The following is a 16,213-nucleotide window of genomic DNA, read 5'->3' as shown; positions in this document are numbered from 1 at the left end:
CGGAATGATCGAGATCAATATCGACCCGACAATGGTGACCCTCGGGCCATTCGCCATCACTTGGCACGGGTTTTTCTCGGCCGTTGGTCTGTTCATCGGGGTATGGGTTGCGGCCCGCCTCGCGCCGAGCGTGGGTCTGACCGCGGATGACATTTACAACGGTGCGCCGTGGGCGGTCGTCGGCGGCATTATCGGCGCTCGCCTCTTCCATGTTGTCGATCGCTGGGACTACTACGCTCAGAACCCGCTCCAGATCCTCATGATCACGGAAGGGGGGATTGCGATCTATGGCGCCGTCGTCGGCGGCGTCATCGCCGGCTATCTCTACGCCCGCTTCGCGAAGTTGCCCGTTCCTTGGTTTGCCGACGCGGCAGCCGTCGGCCTCATTCTCGGCCAAGGCATCGGGCGCATTGGGGACATCATCAACGGGGAGCATTGGGGACGCCCGGCCGATGTGCCGTGGGCGGTCGTCTACACCCATCCCCAGACGCTCGGTCAGATCGGCGTGCCGGTCCACCTCGCGGTCGGCTACGAGATGGTGCTCGATTTTGCGCTCTTCGGCCTGCTGCTTGCGCTCTGGCGGAAGCTGCCCGGGGGGGTTATCTTCTGGCTCTATATCGCGCTGTACTCGGTCATCCGGCTTGTGACCAGCTTCTACCGCATCGATACCGCTCCCTGGCTGTTCGGGCTGACGCAGCAGCAGGTGCTCGGCATTCTCGGGATTGCGCTCGGCTTCCCCTTGGCGTTCTGGACGTATCAGCGTGGCAAAGGCGCCCCTCTCCCCGAGCCGAAGAGCGCGGCGACGAGCGCGCCCGCTTCCGCCGAGGCTGCCGGCGGGCCAACCTCTTCTCCGCCGCTTGGGTGACCGGAGACGCGGACAGCTCGAGGACGGCGCTGCTCACGCGACGCCGGTCCGGGGGGCAGCAAAGGGACGCGGCGGAGGGTGGCGGTCCGAAGGCGGGAGCGCGGCGATGTCCTGCTCCATAGCGCGCAGCGCGTTCCAGAGGGCAGAGGGCGGCATTCCATGATCGACGGCGCGGCGGACAGCGCCGCGGATGATATCGGGAGCAAGGTCGAGCACAAGCTGGAAATGCGGGGCAACTAAACGGTCGATCGCGCCCTCGTCCGCATTTCGGCTGAGGGCGTGATACGCAGTTGCGAAGCGGACAAACGGCGGTTCGGTCATCAACCTTCCTCCACAATCCCGTTCGGCGTGAAGGAAGCGGAAGTTATCGGGAAGGAAGTCCCGCTTTGGCGCGCCGGGGAGAGGACGATTTGGCTAGCCGCGTTCGCTGCGAGGAAGCGCGGCCTTCGCGGACGAGATGGCGCAGCCGCGTCACTGCCCAGACAAGGCGCGTGTAGGGCGGGGTCGCCGCGAGAAGAGCGCGAGCAGTCGGCCGCTGGCGAGGACGGAGCGCTTTCGGGTCGGCGAGATAAAGGCCGGGGAGGCCGTCGACGATCCACTGATGGAACGCGGGATCGGGTAGGAAGCCGGCGGCCCGCCGCGCATGCTGGAAGAAGAAGAGCAGCCGGGTCCGGCGCTCTGCCTCGGTGCGGTAGGGGGCGACGAGGTTCACTTCGCCCACGCTCGCATCTTCTTCCTGATCGATGAAGTAGTCGAGCAGGATATGGAGCCCGCCAATCCAAGGGACGTACGCCTCGACGACCGCGCGGACGGCGGCGCGGCTGGGCACGCCGCGCGCGGCAAGCCGCAGAAGGGCGAACATCCCGAGCGTTGAGCCGCAGGCAGCGGCGAATTCCCACCACGACAGTCCGGGGCGGCGGCGCGGCGCATACCACTGCTCCATCGCCGCCATTCCCGCGGCGCGAGGGCGCAGATGTTTGTACTCTTGGAGGTCGGCATAGCGGTGAACGAGCTCCGTGAGCGCCTCCGCGACGGCAGCGTAGCCCGGGAGGCGCCGGCGGGCCCGACGCGCAGCGGTGACTAAGGCTGGCAAGTAGCCGCCGTCCTCGCAGCGGGGATGGAGAGCGTAGTAATCGGGGCAGGGAGGCGCAAGCTGCACGGCGTCGAGCATGGCCTGATGGAGGCGGCGATAGTCGGCGCCCTCCTCCGACTCCCCGCGGTCGCAGAGCGTATCGAGGTAGTCGCTGATCGTCTGAAGCGCAACGATGGCGCTCAGCAGCGGCCCGTGCCGGTCGACCAAGGCAGCGTAGGCGGCGCCTCCCTCGCAGTGGAACCGCTTGGTTGTCATCGCCTCGAGCGCGTGCTGGCGCAGGGCGGGGTCCGGGATCGCGAGGGCGCGCGGCAGCCAGAGCCGGTCGAGGCGCCGCGCGGCGCCCGGAATGCCGCGCAGGAGGTAATCGGCGGTGAGGGACGCGCGCTTCAGCGTTTGCCGCTCTTCAACTGCACCGGGCGGTCGGGAGCGAAAGCGAAGATCGCGAGCACGGTGAGAATGACGGCGAGCCCAGCAATCTGGATCGCCCAGACGATGCTCATCGGGCCTTGCGCGTAGGCCAGCGCGGCGGCCGCCGCGCCGAGCGCGAGGAGGGCGGCCAAGAGGTAGAGTAGTCCTTGCAACATCTCGCCTCCGTCATGGGTCAAGGTGGCGGGGAGGCATTCAGCTCCGCAGCGTTGCGCCGAAGCGCTGCGCCAGCTGCTCAACCAGCCCGGTGCGGATGCGGGACACCTCCTCCTCCGTCAGGGTGCGGTCGGGGGCGCGGAAGCGCAGGGTAAAAGCGAGCGACTTCTTCCCGGCGGCAAGCGGCGCCCCGCGGTAGACATCGAACAGCCGGACTTCCTGAACGTAGCGGCCGCTCGCGAGGAGGGAGCGGATCTGCTCTGCCTCCACCGGCTCGTCGACCACGATGGCGAGGTCTTGGACGACATCGGGAAAGCGCGATACGGGCTGGTAGATGGGGATCGTGTCGCTAACGAGCGCCCGCACTTCCAGCTCGCCGTAAACGACCCGCCCGCTCAGGTCGAACGCGGCGCACACCTCCGGAGCGACCTCGCCCACCGTGCCAATCAGGATGCCGTCGCGCCGCACCTCGGCCGCGCGGCCGGGATGGTAAAACGGGTCGGACGAACGGGCGAAGCTGAGGGAGAGCCGCTGCCGTTCACCGATCGCCTCGACGATCCCTTTGCCGTCGAAGAAATCATACGGCTCATTCACGCCGAGCCATGAGCTGCGGCCGCGCGGACCAGCGAGCGCGAAGGCGAGCAGCGGCCGCTCCTCCGGCAGGTCGTTCTCCCGGGGAAGATAGATCAGCCCGATCTCGAAGAGCGCGAGCCCGTCCTCTTGGCGGCGACTGTTGTCGGCGATCGTCTTCAGCACGCTCGGCCGCATACTCGTTCGCAGCACCGACTGGTCGCTGGTCATCGGGTTGAGCAGCGCGATCGGCTCGGGCACCGGCCCAGCGCGGGTGAGCAGCTCGCGGCTGACCAGCGGGTAGGTGATCACCTCTTGAAGTCCGGCCGCTACCATCAGGTCGCGCAGCCGTTCACTCGTTGCCATCACGGGGTCGGGGGGAGTGGCCGGGACCTCGCCGCGCAGTCCGGTCGCCGGGAGCTCGTCGTAGCCGATAATGCGCGCGACTTCCTCGACAAGGTCCTCGGTCAGGTTCAGGTCGCGCCGCCAAGGAGGCGGCGTAATCAGCAGCTGCGCTCCGTGACGCTCGACAGTCGCGCCGAGGGAGCGGAAGATCTGTTCAATCCGCTCGAGCGGCCAGGTGACCCCGAGAACGCGCGCGACATCGGCGCTCGAAAGAGGCCGGGGTTCGAGCGGGACGCAGCCAGGATAGACGTCCAAGAACCCCGCAGCGACGCGCCCGCCCGCGATCTCGGTGAGGAGCCGACAGGCGCGCTGGAGGGCGGGGATGGTCAGTTCGGGACTGATCCCCTTCTCGAACCGGGTCGAGGCCTCCGACCGCATCCGCAGGCGTCTTGCCGTTCGCCGGATGGTGTAGTTATGGAAGTTGGCCGACTCGAGCAGGATCTCGGTGGTCCGTTCGGTCACCTCGGTGTCGAGCCCTCCCATCACGCCTGCGAGCGCGATCGCCCGCTCCGCGTCGGCGATCACGAGCATCGAGGGGTCGAGTTCCCGTTCGACCCCGTCGAGCGTTGTCAGCCGTTCGCCCTCTCGCGCGCGCCGCACGATGATCGTGTTCTGGGCGATCGTCGCCGCGTCAAAGGCATGCATCGGCTGACCGAACTCGAGCATGACATAGTTCGTGATATCGACGACGTTGTTGATCGGCCGCATTCCCGCTGCCTCGAGCCGCTCCCGCAGCCAGCGGGGCGATTCACCGATCTGAACGCCGCGCACGAGGGCCGCGCTGTAGCGCCCGCAGAGATCGGGGTCATCGATCCGGACCGAGAATTGAGCGGCGATCCCGGGCTCGACGACCGGGTGGTCGAGGGGCGGCGCTTGGACAGGGGAGCCGGTCAGCGCCGACACTTCCCAGGCAACGCCGAGCATCGACAGCAAGTCCGGCCGGTTGGGGGTAGTCTTGAACTCGAAGATGACATCGCCGTAGAGGTCGCTCAGGGGGGTTCCCACCGGGGCGTCGGGCGGCAGGATGAGGATGCCGCTGTGGTCGTCGCCGAGCCCGAGCTCCTTCGCCGAGCAGACCATTCCTGCCGATTCGATGCCGCGGATCTTGGCTGCTTTGAGCCGCTTTCGCTCTCCTGTCGTGCCGTCGATGAGCAGCGTGCCGACCGGTGCAAACGGCACGCGCAGGCCGATTGCCAAGTTCGGCGCCCCCGTCACCACCGTCTGCTGACGCCCGCCGAGGTCGACCGTGGCGAGCAGGAGCCGGTCGGCGTTGGGGTGAGGAGCTAAGCGCACGATCTCGCCGACCACCACCCCTTCCCAGTCGGCGCCAATCCGGTGAATGCTCTCGACCTCGTCGCCAGCCATCGTCAGCCGGTGCGCCAACTCATCTACGGGCACGGTCCACTGCACGTACTCGCGCAGCCATTTGAGAGAGACTTTCATCGTCATGGGTCCTCGCGGCGCTCCGAGTTTCGCTCCTCTCCCGACGGCGAGAGGGGAGATGGCTTCCGGGGGCACAGGAGAGCAGGGACAGCGCTTCGCGATCGAGAGGGACAGCTGGACATCATGCGAACTGCCGCAGAAAACGGATGTCGTTGGCGTAGAACAGCCGAATATCGTCGATGCGGTGGAGCAGCAGGCTGAACCGCTCGACCCCTCCGCCGAAGGCGAAGCCGGTATAGCGCTTTGGGTCGATGCCGGCGTATTCCAGCACGCGCGGATGAACCATTCCTGCGCCCATCACCTCGATCCAGCCGCTTCGCCGGCAGAAGGAGCAGCCCGCCCCGTCGCACACCCAGCAGTCGACGCCGACATCGACACCCGGCTCGACGAAGGGGAAGAAGTCGCATCGGAAGCGCACCCGCCGCCGCTCGCCGAACATGCGCCGAACGAAGGTGTAGATCGTCCCTTTCAAGTCGGCCATCGTCACGCCTTCGCCGACGGCCAGTCCCTCAAACTGGAAGAAGACCGACTCGTGCGTCGCGTCCGTCGCCTCATACCGATAGACCCGCCCCGGAACGACGACGCGGATCGGAGGCTGCTGGCGTTCCATGATGCGCACCTGCATTGGCGAGGTGTGGGTGCGCAGCAGCATCGGCCGCTCCGATTCCTCTTCTGGCGTGATCCAGAAGGTGTCCCACTGGTCCCGCGCCGGATGGCCGCGCGGGATGTTGAGCGCTTCGAAGTTGTAGTAGTCCCACTCCACTTCGGGGCCGGTGACGATGTCGAAGCCGAGGGAAGAGAAGATCTCGGTGATCCGGCGGATCATTTGGGTGGTGGGATGTAGCGCGCCGATCGGCACCGGACGACCGGGCAGGGTGACGTCGACGGCTTCGGCGGCGATCGCTGCTGCCCGTGCCGCTGCTTCGATCGCGCGCTGGCGCTCTGTGAAAGCGGTCTCGAGCGCGCTCTTTATCTGGTTGGCGGCAGCGCCTACTTTCGGGCGTTCCTCTGGCGGCAAACTGCCTAGCTGGCGCAGGAGGTCGCTCAGTTCGCTCTTCCGTCCGAGAAATCGAATGCGCCAGCGCTCGAGCTCCTCGCTCGTCGCCGCCGCGCTGAGCAGCGTCCGCGCTTCCTGTTCGAGGGCCCTCAGCCGATCCAGCATCGTTGCTCTCCGAGAGATCCTGCATTTCTCCGCGCTGCAGCGTGGGTCGGACAAGCAGCGGTCCTCACGTATCAGCCGCGTGAGGGCACGTTCACTCCACCCAGGAGGATGGTCGCCGGCGCATCGTCGTCGCGATGCTGCGCGCAGCGATTGTAGGCGGAGGACCTGCTCCGGCTCAACCATCCCGCTGCCGCGTGCGGGCCGCCGAGATGCCTGACTGCGCTGCGTCTCTCTCCGCATTTCCCGCGAGCGGAGGCTCCGCGTCGCTGTCGCGCGCTGCGCGTTCTGGTATACATTCATCGCTGGCAGAGGGAGGAGCGACGCCGTGCTAGACTGGGCCACTTGCTCGGGGGAGGGTCGATGCCGTTGACGCCGCTGGCGACCCAGCTGGTCGGAAGCTACAGCAAGCCACCTTGGCTCTTTGCCCGCGAGCGCTACCCGTTCTTTCGCGAAGAGGATGCGTGGCGGCCGCCTCCTGAGCTGCGTCGGGAAGCGCAAGACGATGCCACCCTTCTTGCCATCTATGACCAGGAGGAGGCAGGCCTAGACATCATCACTGATGGAGAGCAGCGGCGCGGCCGGTTCGACCTCTACTTCCTGCGCTATGGCGGCATCGACACGGTGCGGATGGGGCGGCGCGAATTCGGCGCTGACCGCGACACGTCTGGCTCCGATGTCCGCCCGGAATTCGGCGCGGCGTGGCACGACCCGAACCGCGCGCTGGCGCCGCGCGTCTTTGCGCCGGTGCGCTGGGAACGCCCCCTCGCTGTCGAGGACCTGCGCTTTCTCCAGCGCCACACCGACCGCCCGACGAAGATGACAGTGCTCGGGCCGCTCACGTCCGCCTGCCGGGTAGCGAACGAGTACTACGACGATTTCGCTGAACTCGTTCTCGACTTCGCGGTCGCTGTCAATGCGGAGCTTCGAGCGCTGCAGGATGCCGGTGCCCAGCTGCTGCAGCTGGACGAACCAGACCTCTTCCTGCGCCGAACGCGCACGCTGCCGCTTGCCGAGCAGGCCATCAACCGAGCGCTAGAGGGGATTACGGTACCCACCGTTGTCCATCTCTGCCATGGCTACCCGACGAGCGCGATCAACAAACGGGTCAGTCAGTTCTACGGCGAGTCGCTCGCCGCGCTGGCGAAAACCCGCGCTTGCGCGATCAGCCTTGAGTGGGAGGAGCCCGGCTACGACGAGACGATCCTGAACGCGTGCGGAGACAAAATCGTTGTTCTCGGCGTGCTCAACTTGGGCGTCGAGGCGGTGGAGACCGTCGACCACGTGCTGGAGCGGGTGCGCGCGGCGCTGCGCGTCGTGCCGCCGGAGCGGCTGTCGCTCGCGCCTGACTGCGGTCTCTGGCATCTGCCGCGCGCAGTAGCGTTCCGCAAGATCCGAACGATGGCGCTTGCCGCCCAGGCGATACGAGCAGAAGTAGGACTTTAGCTGAGGCGCGAAGGAGGCCTTGTGGAGTTCGATCTCCGCGAATACGACGGCTTTCGTCAGGAAGTGGTCGAGTGGTGCCGGCAGAAATGGCCGCCGGATGGGCTGGCGCCGCCGATCCGGGTCGGCGGGCGAGCCGAGAAACAGTTTTGGGACGAGGCGGCGGAGTGTCAGCGCGAGCTGGGGCAGCGCGGCTGGCTGACCGGCGCCTGGCCGGTCGAGTACGGCGGCGGCGGCTGGCCGAAGGTGAAGCAGGCGCTGTTCAACGAGCTCGCCGCCTACCACCGTATCCGCGGCACGGGCAATGCCAATCTTGGGGTCTCGACGATTGGGCCGACGATTATGCTCTACGGCTCGGAGGAGCAGAAGCGCACCTTCCTGCCGATGATCGCGCGCGGCGAGATCCGCTGGTCGCAAGGCTACTCCGAGCCTGATGCAGGGTCGGACCTTGCCTCGCTCCGAACGCGGGCGGTCGCCGACGGCGATGAATTCGTCATCAACGGTTCGAAGGTCTGGAACCACTCGCAGCACGCCGACTACATCTTTCTGCTGGCGCGAACGGACCCGGACGCTCCGAAGCACAAAGGGATCACCCAGTTTATTCTGCCGCGCCATACCCCGGGGGTAACCGTCCAGCCAATCCTCGATGCCTACGGCAACGAGCGCTGGACCCTGCTGACGTTGGAAGATGTCCGCCTGCCGCGGAGCGCCGTCGTGGGAGAGGTGAACCGCGGCTGGTATCAGACGGCGACCTCGCTCGACTTTGAGCGTTCGCAGATGGCGTGGGTCGGGCAAGCCCGGCGCCTCCTCCATGATCTGATCGCCTATCTCAAGGACAAAAAGAAGCATGGGGAACCGATCCTCCGCGACCCGTTCGTTCGCGATGCGATCAGCGCGGAGCTGGTCAATCTCGAGATGGCGCGCTGGTTCGGCTACCGCATTGCGTACTTGCAGGATCAGGGGAAGGTGCCGAACGCAGAGGCATCGATGTCGAAGGTGTTCGCGACAGAGACCCAGCAGCGCATCCAGCGCCTTGGGGTCAACCTCCTCGGTCCGTTGGGCCTCCTCTCGAAGGGGTCGCCATGGGCGGAGCTCGACGGGCTGTGGGACGAGGAATACTGGAGCGCGCCGGGGACAACCCTTGCGGGCGGCACCTCGGAGATCCAGCGCAATATCATCGCGACCCGTGGCCTCGGCCTGCCGCGCTAGGAGGAAGCGTGCTCGAGCTTCAGTTGAATGAGGAAGAAGCGTTCATTCAGCGTGTCGCGCGCGACTTTTTGCGCGACCGCGTTCCAACGCGCGAAGTGCGCGAGGTCGAGCGCTCGCCGCTCGGCTACGACGAGGCGGTCTGGAAGGAGATCCAAGACCTCGGCTGGGTAGGGCTGCCCTTCTCCGCCGAGGTGGGCGGCGCGGGCGCCCGCTTCACCTCCGTCGCGGTGCTGGCGGAGGAGCTCGGCCGCGCCTGTTATCCCGGACCGCTCCGCGCTGTCTGGGCGTATGGGCTCCTTTTGGAGCGCCTCGGCGATGACGGCAACTTGCGCGCCCTCGTCGCCGGGCGGCAGGTCGGCGTGCCCGCGCTCTGGGAGGCGGACGGCCCATTCGACCCGGAGGCGACGGCGGCGACTGTCGACGCGACAGGCGCCCTTGCCGGCACGAAAGTGCTTGTCGCCTACGCCAATGCCGCGAACCGGCTGCTGGTCCTCGCGCGGCAGGGGGAGGCGCTCCGGCTTGTGCTCGTCGATGCGGGGGCGGTGCAGCGGGTTGAAACGCCCTCCTCCACCGGCGACCGCCTGTTCGCGCTTCAGTTGGACGGCGCCCGCGCGCTCCAAGTCTACCCGGCCGACGGGCGGCAGGTGCTCGCCGATGTGCTCCCCAAGCTCGCCGCAATTGACTGCGCGTGGATGGTCGGGCTGGCGAGCAAGGCGTTCGAACTCGCTGTCGACTATGCCAAGACGCGCGTGCAATTCGGCCGTCCGATCGGCGCCTTCCAAGCTGTTCAGCACAAGATCGCGGATCTCGGCATCGATGTCGAAGGCGGGCGCTTCCTCGCCTACCGCGCCGCGTGGGCTGTTGAAAAGGCGCCCGAGGAGGCGGAACTCGCTCTCCACTACGCCAAAGCTTGGCTGAACAGTGCCGCCGAGCGCATCATCAAGGAGAGCTTTCAAGTGCACGGGGCGATGGGTATGACGTGGGAGTATGACCTTCAGCTGGCGCTGCGCCGGCTGAAGTTCTCCAGCCTCTCCTATGGCGACACCCACTACCATCGCGAGCGCGTGCTCGCCGCTCACGGGGTGTAGGCGTGAGCAGGGCGGAACGACCAAGATAATCGGCGGCGCGCTCGCCCGTACGGCGGGAGGCAGCCGAAGCGACGCGGCTGGCCGCCCTCTAGCGGTGGACGCTCGGGTCGTGCTGGAAGGCCCGGGTGCGGATAGTAAAGACGCCGTCGCCGGAGAGAATGCCGCCTCGGCTGAACAGCCGACCGTACTGCCAGTTGGAGAGCCCCAGTTCAGGACGGCGCAGCGCATACTGGCCGTCGACCCAGCGCGTGAAGCCGTTCCCGACGAACGGCGCCTCAATGGCTCGGTAGAAGGCGGCATGCGCGTCCGGGCGGGCGCTCACGAGCGACGCGATGAAGCGCGGGCTGTACTGGTTGAACAGCCGGATCGCCTCCTCGACCGACTCGACCAGCACGAGCGACACCTCCGGGGTCTCGTCCCATTCCCACTCGGTGCTGAGCGCAGCGAGAGGAATGATGTCTGCCAGCGGCTCCTCCCGTGGCCCGTCGGGACGGGAGACGGTGACCACGCGCTGAAACCACTCAGGAGGAACGGCGGTTTCGGCACCGGCCACGACATGGAGACGCGCTCCTTGCCGCCGCTCTCCCGCTCGGCGGAGCGCGTCGAGAAACACCGGGACGAGATCGGGGCGCGCGCGGACGATCGCGCAGACATTAAGCGTGTTGCACACCTTCCGGTCGAGCGAGTGATAGACCGCTTCGGCGAAGGCGGCCGGGTCTGCAGTTTCGTCGGCGACCAGCCAAGCGCCTCCGGTTCCGTGAAGGCTCACGGGAATACCGTGCTGGCGAGCGACCGCCCCAAGCTGAGCGACGGCTGGTCCTGACCCGCGCGCGACCGCGAGCGCGATCCGGGTGTCGGAGAACAGCGCCCACCCCGCGGCGCGGTCAGCGCTGTCGATCAGCTCAATCACTCCCGCCGGCAGTCCCGCTTCGGCAATAGCGGGATGCACTGCCTGCTCCATCATCGCGCGCGCGGTGCCGAGGGCGTCGCTGCCGATGCGGAAGACTGCGGTGTTGCCGCTCCGGAGCACTCCGGTGGCGTCGGCGAGGACGTTCGGGCGGCCTTCGAAGACGAACCCGACAACGCCAAGGCCGTCGATCACCTGCTCAACTGTCCAGCCCTCGTGCTCGATCCGCTCGATCACGTGGCCGCGCCGGCTCGGGAGGTCTCGCCAGAGGCGTAGTCCGGCGATCATGTCGGCGCGCATTCGCGCGCTCACCGCCAGGCGTGTGGTCGGCCGGCCGCGCTCCCGTGCGCGCTGGACATCCTCAGCGTTGGCGGCGGCGATGGCAGCCCAGATTGCGTCATCTTCCAGTCGGCGGGCGAATGCCTCGTAGAACGCTGTGATCTGCGCGTCTGTGGCCGCGCCGAGGGCGAGGAAGGCAGCCGTTGCCCGGTCGATCGCTGCGCCGACCGCAGCGGCAATGGAAGCGGGAATGTGCAGCAGCTCGCCGTCGGCGACGACCAGCCGGTCGCCGGGACGGAACTGCGCGGCAAGCTCGGCCGGAACGGTAACAAACCGGTTCCCGCCCCAGAGGATTGGCATGCCGGGGGAGAGGGTCGTCAACACGGTGTCGTCGGTCAGCATACCAGCAGTATGCCAGGCCTCTCCCGACGACGTCACGAAGGTTGCTGCCGGTAAGCGCGGCTGGCGGCGAGATGACGTTTCCCGCCGCCCGAAGACAGCGCCTCCCGGCGCCTCGCTCTTCGGCCAGCTGCGGAGAGGAAGCGCTGGCAGGGCGCGCAGAAGCGGCCGTGGGCGGGGCTGCAGGCTGACGCTGCGGGAAGCGAGGAGCGGCCCCGTTGTGCCGGCATTGCTTGAGCCTGTCAACCGTCATTTGGTACGATTTTCAAGATTACGCACGCCCGCGGCCGCCGATGTTCCTGCCCCTTGGGTCCCGTCGGAGTATGCGCGGGCGGAGGAGGAAGGAATCGACATGGCTTCTGTTGTCTCGATGAAAACCCTTTTGGAAGCTGGTGTCCATTTTGGGCATCAAACGCGCCGGTGGGATCCGCGGATGAAGCCGTATATCTTCACCGAGCGCAACGGCATCCATATCATCGACTTACAGCAAACGGTTACCAAACTGAACGAAGCGTATAACTTTGTTCGCGATGTAACGGCTGCCGGCGGAAAACTGATTTTCGTCGGAACGAAGAAACAGGCGCAGGACGCGGTCAAAGAGGAGGCGATCCGGGCGGGGCAGTTCTACGTCAACTATCGGTGGCTCGGCGGCATGCTGACGAATTTCCGCACCATCGAGCAGCGGCTCGCCTATTTGGTGCGGCTGCACGACCGAAAGCTGAAGGGCGAGTTCGACTATCTTCCGAAGAAGGAGGCGATCAAGCTCGAAGAGGAGCTGGCAAAGCTGCAGCGGCTGCTGGGCGGGGTCCTTGAAATGACCTCGCTGCCGCAAGCGCTGTTCATCGTCGACCCGAGCAAGGAACGGATCGCGGTGGCGGAGGCGCGCCGGCTTGAGATCCCGATCGTTGCGCTGGTCGATACCAACTGCAATCCAGAAGAGATTGATTATCCCATTCCCGCCAACGATGATGCGATCCGCGCCGTCAAGCTGCTCACCAGCAAGATTGCCGACGCCTGTATCGAAGGCCAGCGCATCGCGCAGGAGCTTGAAGAAGGTGCCGACATCTCTGCGCTCGCCGAGCCGGAGAAAGAGCGAGGAGAAGCAGAGGAGGAGGCGTAGCCAGTGAAGCGCCGCGCGCGGCGCGAGCAGCAGCGTTGCGGTACGCTCAACCCGAGGCAGATCTCGAATTGAACCGCTGATGGAGGAACGGTGGAAATCACCGCCGCGATGGTAAAGGAACTCCGCGAGAAGACCGGCGCGGGGGTTATGGAGTCGAAACGGGCATTGATCGAGGCCCAAGGCGATATGCGCCGGGCGGAAGCGCTGATCGAAGAGTGGGCAGGGGGGCGCATTGCAAAGCGCGCTGGCCGGGCGACCAACCAAGGCGTGGTTGAAGCGTATGTCCACGGCGGTCGCATCGGCGCCCTGGTCGAACTGAACTGTGAGACCGACTTTGTCGCTCGCAACGAAGCGTTCCGCGAACTGGCGCACGATATCGCGATGCAGGTTGCGGCAATGGACCCGCGCTATCTGAGAGCGGAGGAGATCCCTCCCGAGACGCCGGGGCGGCCGGAAGACCTCGCCCTGCTTGCGATGCCGTTCATCAAAGACCCCAGCAAGACGATCGACGACCTCGTCAAGGAGATGATCCGGAAGACGGGCGAGAACATCCAAGTGCGGCGTTTCGCCCGGTTCGAACTGGGGGCGTAGGGGCGTGGGCTCACGGCCTCGCTATCGCCGCGTCCTGCTCAAGTTGAGCGGCGAGGCGTTAGTCGGCGAAGGAGGGTATGGCATCGACCCGGCGATCGTCCGCGACATCGCCCAGCAGATCCGCCGGGTCCATGACCTCGGGGTGGCCATCGGGATCGTCGTCGGCGGCGGCAACATTTGGCGCGGCGCGACCGCGAGCGCGGCGGGGATGGACCGCGCCACCGCCGACTATGCCGGGATGCTCGCGACCGTGATCAACGCGCTCGCCCTGCAGGATGCGCTTGAGAAGCTGGGCGTCGCGACGCGGACGATGACCGCCATTGATATCCACTCGGTCGCTGAGCCGTACATCCGTCGTCGGGCGATCCATCATCTGGAAAAGGGGCTGGTGGTGCTCTTCGCCGCGGGCACCGGCAACCCCTTTATGACCACTGATACCGCGGCGGCCCTCCGCGCCTTAGAGATCGGGGCAGAGGTGCTGCTGATGGCGAAGAACCGTGTCGACGGCGTGTATGATGACGACCCGCGGAAGAACCCGAATGCCCGGCGCTATGACTATCTCAGCTATCTCGATGCGCTCAACAACCGCTTGGCGGTGATGGATAGCACCGCCCTCTCTCTCTGCATGGATAACAATCTCCCGATTATCGTCTTCAACCTGCAGGCGGAGGGGAGCATCGAACGGGCTGTCGTCGGCGAGGAAATCGGCACACTGGTCGCCGGACCGGCATAATACGGGATGCGGCGCCGCCGCAGCTGGACGGAGGAGTGTTGTGATCGAGGACGTCATTGCCGACGCCGAGCAACGGATGCAGAAGACCGTCGAGTCGCTGAAGCGCGAACTCGCTACTATCCGAACGGGTCGCGCCTCGCCTGCCTTGATCGAGCGCTTGCCGGTTGACTACTACGGCGTTCCGACGCCGCTCCAGCAGTTGGCCCAGATCACCGTCGCCGAGGCGCGCACCCTCGTCATCACGCCCTACGACCGGGGCGCATTCGCGAGCATCGAGAAAGCGATCCAGAAATCCGATCTCGGCTTGAACCCAACGAATGACGGCCGAGTGATCCGTATCGTCTTTCCGCCCCTTACCGAGGAGCGCCGGCGCGATCTCGTCAAGCTCGTGCGCAAGTATGTCGAGGAACATAAGGTTGCGCTGCGCAACATCCGGCGTGATGCCGATAAGACGATGCGCGAGCTGCAAAAAGAAGGCGGGATCTCGTCGGACCAAGAGAAGCGAGCGGAAGACCGTCTCCAAAAGCTGACGGATCAGGCATCCGCCGAGATCGAAAGGATTGGGAAGCAGAAAGAAGCTGAAGTGCTCGAGGTCTAGCGCAACAGATGGCGCCAATCGCATAGCGAAAAGCTGGCGATGACTGAAGCGTCCGAGCTCTTCCTCCCAGCGGCATCATAGTGGGGAAAGTACGAAGATGAAGGCAACGCGCCCTGACCAAGAGCCGGCGCTCGTTGAAGAGAATGAACGAGCGCCTGAACCAGTAATCCGGCCCCTTCCTCGCCATGTTGCCATCATCATGGATGGCAACGGACGTTGGGCAAAACAGCGCAATCTTCCGCGTCAGGCGGGGCATCGTGCCGGCACCGAAAATATCCGCCGGATCATCGAAAGTTTTGCCGAGCATGGCGTCGAGATGCTGACACTCTACGCCTTCTCGACTGAGAACTGGTCGCGTCCTCCCGAAGAAGTCGACTTTCTGCTCAACCTCATCCCGGAAGTGCTCGAGCGGGAAACCGCGAAACTGCACGAAAAAGGAGCCCGGCTGCGCCATCTTGGGCGGCTCGACGTGCTGGCACCAGATATTCAGCGCGCCGTCAATGACGCGATCGAACTGACACGGAACAATACGCGGATTACGGTCAATCTCGCCTTTAACTACGGCGGTCGCGCCGAGATCCTCGATGCTGTCCGCTCGATCATCGCGGCCGGGATCGACCCGAACGAACTGACGGAGGACCGCTTCGCAGCGTACCTCTACACCGCCGGCGCTCCAGACCCCGACCTCGTCATCCGCACCGCCGGCGAAATGCGTCTCTCGAACTTCCTCATCTGGCAGACGGCATACGCCGAGTACTACTCCACGCCGGTCTACTGGCCGGATTTCGGGAAGGATGACGTGCGCGAGGCGCTTCTCGCCTTCAGTCGGCGCAAGCGCCGGTTTGGAGGCCTCGACCCTCAATAGGAGCGTGATGCTCGGTCTTCGGGTCGCCAGTTCTCTCGTCTTGATCCCCATTCTCGTCGTGGCGGCGTGGCTGGGCGACCCGTGGACGACCATTGTCGTTGCGACATTTGCGGCGGCGGCGGCGTATGAATTCATGACGCTCGCCGAGCGCGCGGGGTATGAACCGCTCAAAGCAACGGGGATCCTCATCGCGCTGCTGTTCGTCGGAGCGACCAGCGTTCAAGCGAACTTCCTGCAGAACACCGGCCGCGAACTGATCCCGATCGCCCTCACCATCGCGCTCATTGCGGTGCTCGCGGTTCGGCTGCTGCGCAGACAGGCGACAACAGCGTTCGGCGATTGGGCGATCACCCTGGGCGGCGCGCTCTGGACAGGCTGGCTGCTTGCACACTGGGTGCTGCTCCGCGACGTCGAGCCCGACGGCCGCAGCTGGGTGATCGTCGCGCTCCTCCTGACCTTCACCTCCGACACCGCGGCTTATGCGGTGGGCCGGACGCTCGGCCGACATCGGCTTGTGCCCGCAATCAGCCCGAAGAAGACCTGGGAGGGCGCGATCGGGTCGCTTATCGCCACGCCGCTGGCTGCGGCCGGCCTGATGACGCTCCTCGCGCTGCCGCCGTTCGCGGCGATCGGGCTGAACCCGCCGCTCACGCCTCTTCTCGCTGCTGGCATCGGCGTCGCCGTCTCACTTGCGGCCCAGCTCGGCGATCTCGTCGAGTCTGCGATCAAGCGCTCCGCCCAGGTCAAGGATGCGAGCGGACTCATTCCGGGCCATGGCGGGGTGCTCGACCGAATTGACAGCCTGACATTTGTCGTGGTGGTCGTATACTACCTGGGACCATTACTCACACGATAATGCCATTG

The 16,213-nt window shown here is 65.9% G+C and carries 16 protein-coding genes; 10 read left to right on the top strand and 6 right to left on the bottom strand.

The features are described from left to right. Window positions 1-4 precede the first annotated feature (4 nt). On the top strand, window positions 5-865 hold the full coding sequence (lgt, locus tag NZ773_11535) for a prolipoprotein diacylglyceryl transferase (GenBank protein ID MCS6802555.1): 861 nt from the start codon (window positions 5-7) through the stop codon (window positions 863-865). A 33-nt stretch (window positions 866-898) separates the two neighbouring features. Here lgt and NZ773_11530 read toward each other — a convergent pair whose 3' ends face one another. From NZ773_11530 to pheS, 5 genes are all read right to left on the bottom strand, one after another. Next, window positions 899-1,186, bottom strand: coding sequence for a hypothetical protein (locus NZ773_11530; GenBank protein MCS6802554.1), 288 nt, complete (start codon window positions 1,184-1,186; stop codon window positions 899-901). Window positions 1,187-1,229: 43 nt separating this feature from the next. Further along, complete coding sequence (locus NZ773_11525; protein ID MCS6802553.1) at window positions 1,230-2,270, bottom strand: tetraprenyl-beta-curcumene synthase family protein; 1,041 nt, start codon at window positions 2,268-2,270, stop codon at window positions 1,230-1,232. A 74-nt stretch (window positions 2,271-2,344) separates the two neighbouring features. Then, a complete protein-coding gene (locus NZ773_11520; GenBank protein MCS6802552.1) occupies window positions 2,345-2,542 on the bottom strand; it encodes a hypothetical protein in 198 nt (65 codons plus the stop codon). A 37-nt stretch (window positions 2,543-2,579) separates the two neighbouring features. Further along, a complete protein-coding gene (gene pheT / locus NZ773_11515) occupies window positions 2,580-4,958 on the bottom strand; it encodes a phenylalanine--tRNA ligase subunit beta (GenBank protein ID MCS6802551.1) in 2,379 nt (792 codons plus the stop codon). 121 nt (window positions 4,959-5,079) lie between these two features. Beyond that, the gene (pheS, locus tag NZ773_11510; GenBank protein ID MCS6802550.1) at window positions 5,080-6,120 is read right to left on the bottom strand and encodes a phenylalanine--tRNA ligase subunit alpha; all 1,041 of its coding nucleotides are present in this window, start codon (window positions 6,118-6,120) and stop codon (window positions 5,080-5,082) included. 360 nt (window positions 6,121-6,480) lie between these two features. Between pheS and NZ773_11505 the strand changes: the two genes are divergently transcribed. The 3 genes from NZ773_11505 to NZ773_11495 are packed head-to-tail and all read left to right on the top strand — an operon-like array spanning window position 6,481 to window position 9,857. Continuing rightward, window positions 6,481-7,563: a 5-methyltetrahydropteroyltriglutamate--homocysteine methyltransferase gene (locus NZ773_11505; protein ID MCS6802549.1), complete on the top strand. Its 1,083-nt coding sequence runs from the start codon at window positions 6,481-6,483 to the stop codon at window positions 7,561-7,563. Window positions 7,564-7,584: 21 nt separating this feature from the next. Beyond that, window positions 7,585-8,769 (top strand): acyl-CoA dehydrogenase family protein, encoded by a 1,185-nt coding sequence (locus NZ773_11500; protein ID MCS6802548.1) that lies wholly within the window; start codon window positions 7,585-7,587, stop codon window positions 8,767-8,769. A gap of 8 nt (window positions 8,770-8,777) precedes the next feature. Beyond that, the gene (locus tag NZ773_11495) at window positions 8,778-9,857 is read left to right on the top strand and encodes an acyl-CoA/acyl-ACP dehydrogenase (GenBank protein ID MCS6802547.1); all 1,080 of its coding nucleotides are present in this window, start codon (window positions 8,778-8,780) and stop codon (window positions 9,855-9,857) included. Window positions 9,858-9,945: 88 nt separating this feature from the next. Here NZ773_11495 and NZ773_11490 read toward each other — a convergent pair whose 3' ends face one another. After that, the gene (locus tag NZ773_11490) at window positions 9,946-11,445 is read right to left on the bottom strand and encodes an aldehyde dehydrogenase family protein (protein ID MCS6802546.1); all 1,500 of its coding nucleotides are present in this window, start codon (window positions 11,443-11,445) and stop codon (window positions 9,946-9,948) included. A 349-nt stretch (window positions 11,446-11,794) separates the two neighbouring features. Here NZ773_11490 and rpsB point away from each other — a divergent pair, with 349 nt between their 5' ends. From rpsB to NZ773_11460, 6 genes are all read left to right on the top strand, one after another. Beyond that, complete coding sequence (gene rpsB / locus NZ773_11485; protein MCS6802545.1) at window positions 11,795-12,562, top strand: 30S ribosomal protein S2; 768 nt, start codon at window positions 11,795-11,797, stop codon at window positions 12,560-12,562. Window positions 12,563-12,652: 90 nt separating this feature from the next. Then, window positions 12,653-13,153 carry an elongation factor Ts gene (locus NZ773_11480; protein MCS6802544.1) on the top strand — a complete coding sequence of 167 codons (501 nt, stop codon included), beginning with the start codon at window positions 12,653-12,655 and terminating at the stop codon, window positions 13,151-13,153. A gap of 4 nt (window positions 13,154-13,157) precedes the next feature. Then, entirely contained in the window at window positions 13,158-13,886 is a 729-nt protein-coding gene (gene pyrH / locus NZ773_11475; GenBank protein ID MCS6802543.1) for a UMP kinase, read from the top strand. 40 nt (window positions 13,887-13,926) lie between these two features. Then, the gene (gene frr / locus NZ773_11470) at window positions 13,927-14,484 is read left to right on the top strand and encodes a ribosome recycling factor (GenBank protein MCS6802542.1); all 558 of its coding nucleotides are present in this window, start codon (window positions 13,927-13,929) and stop codon (window positions 14,482-14,484) included. Window positions 14,485-14,581: 97 nt separating this feature from the next. Beyond that, a complete protein-coding gene (gene uppS, locus NZ773_11465; protein MCS6802541.1) occupies window positions 14,582-15,349 on the top strand; it encodes a polyprenyl diphosphate synthase in 768 nt (255 codons plus the stop codon). Between the two features lie 7 nt (window positions 15,350-15,356). Beyond that, entirely contained in the window at window positions 15,357-16,205 is an 849-nt protein-coding gene (locus tag NZ773_11460; GenBank protein ID MCS6802540.1) for a phosphatidate cytidylyltransferase, read from the top strand. Window positions 16,206-16,213: the final 8 nt, after the last annotated feature.

The sequence above is a fragment of the Dehalococcoidia bacterium genome (assembly GCA_025054935.1).
Classification (GTDB): domain Bacteria; phylum Chloroflexota; class Dehalococcoidia; order SpSt-223; family SpSt-223; genus JANWZD01.
Note: the sequence above shows the minus strand (reverse complement) of the source record. Positions and strands in the feature narration are given on the sequence as shown.

What these genes read in the sequence shown, in the direction of transcription:
- pheT (MCS6802551.1), bottom strand. Translation starts at nt 4,958, where the DNA reads ATGAAAGTCTCTCTCAAATGGCTGCGCGAGTACGTGCAGTGGACCGTG.
- pheS (MCS6802550.1), bottom strand. Translation starts at nt 6,120, where the DNA reads ATGCTGGATCGGCTGAGGGCCCTCGAACAGGAAGCGCGGACGCTGCTC.
- NZ773_11460 (MCS6802540.1), top strand. Translation starts at nt 15,357, where the DNA reads ATGCTCGGTCTTCGGGTCGCCAGTTCTCTCGTCTTGATCCCCATTCTC.
- uppS (MCS6802541.1), top strand. Translation starts at nt 14,582, where the DNA reads ATGAAGGCAACGCGCCCTGACCAAGAGCCGGCGCTCGTTGAAGAGAAT.
- NZ773_11530 (MCS6802554.1), bottom strand. Translation starts at nt 1,186, where the DNA reads ATGACCGAACCGCCGTTTGTCCGCTTCGCAACTGCGTATCACGCCCTC.
- rpsB (MCS6802545.1), top strand. Translation starts at nt 11,795, where the DNA reads ATGGCTTCTGTTGTCTCGATGAAAACCCTTTTGGAAGCTGGTGTCCAT.
- NZ773_11505 (MCS6802549.1), top strand. Translation starts at nt 6,481, where the DNA reads ATGCCGTTGACGCCGCTGGCGACCCAGCTGGTCGGAAGCTACAGCAAG.
- lgt (MCS6802555.1), top strand. Translation starts at nt 5, where the DNA reads ATGATCGAGATCAATATCGACCCGACAATGGTGACCCTCGGGCCATTC.
- NZ773_11490 (MCS6802546.1), bottom strand. Translation starts at nt 11,445, where the DNA reads ATGCTGACCGACGACACCGTGTTGACGACCCTCTCCCCCGGCATGCCA.
- NZ773_11520 (MCS6802552.1), bottom strand. Translation starts at nt 2,542, where the DNA reads ATGTTGCAAGGACTACTCTACCTCTTGGCCGCCCTCCTCGCGCTCGGC.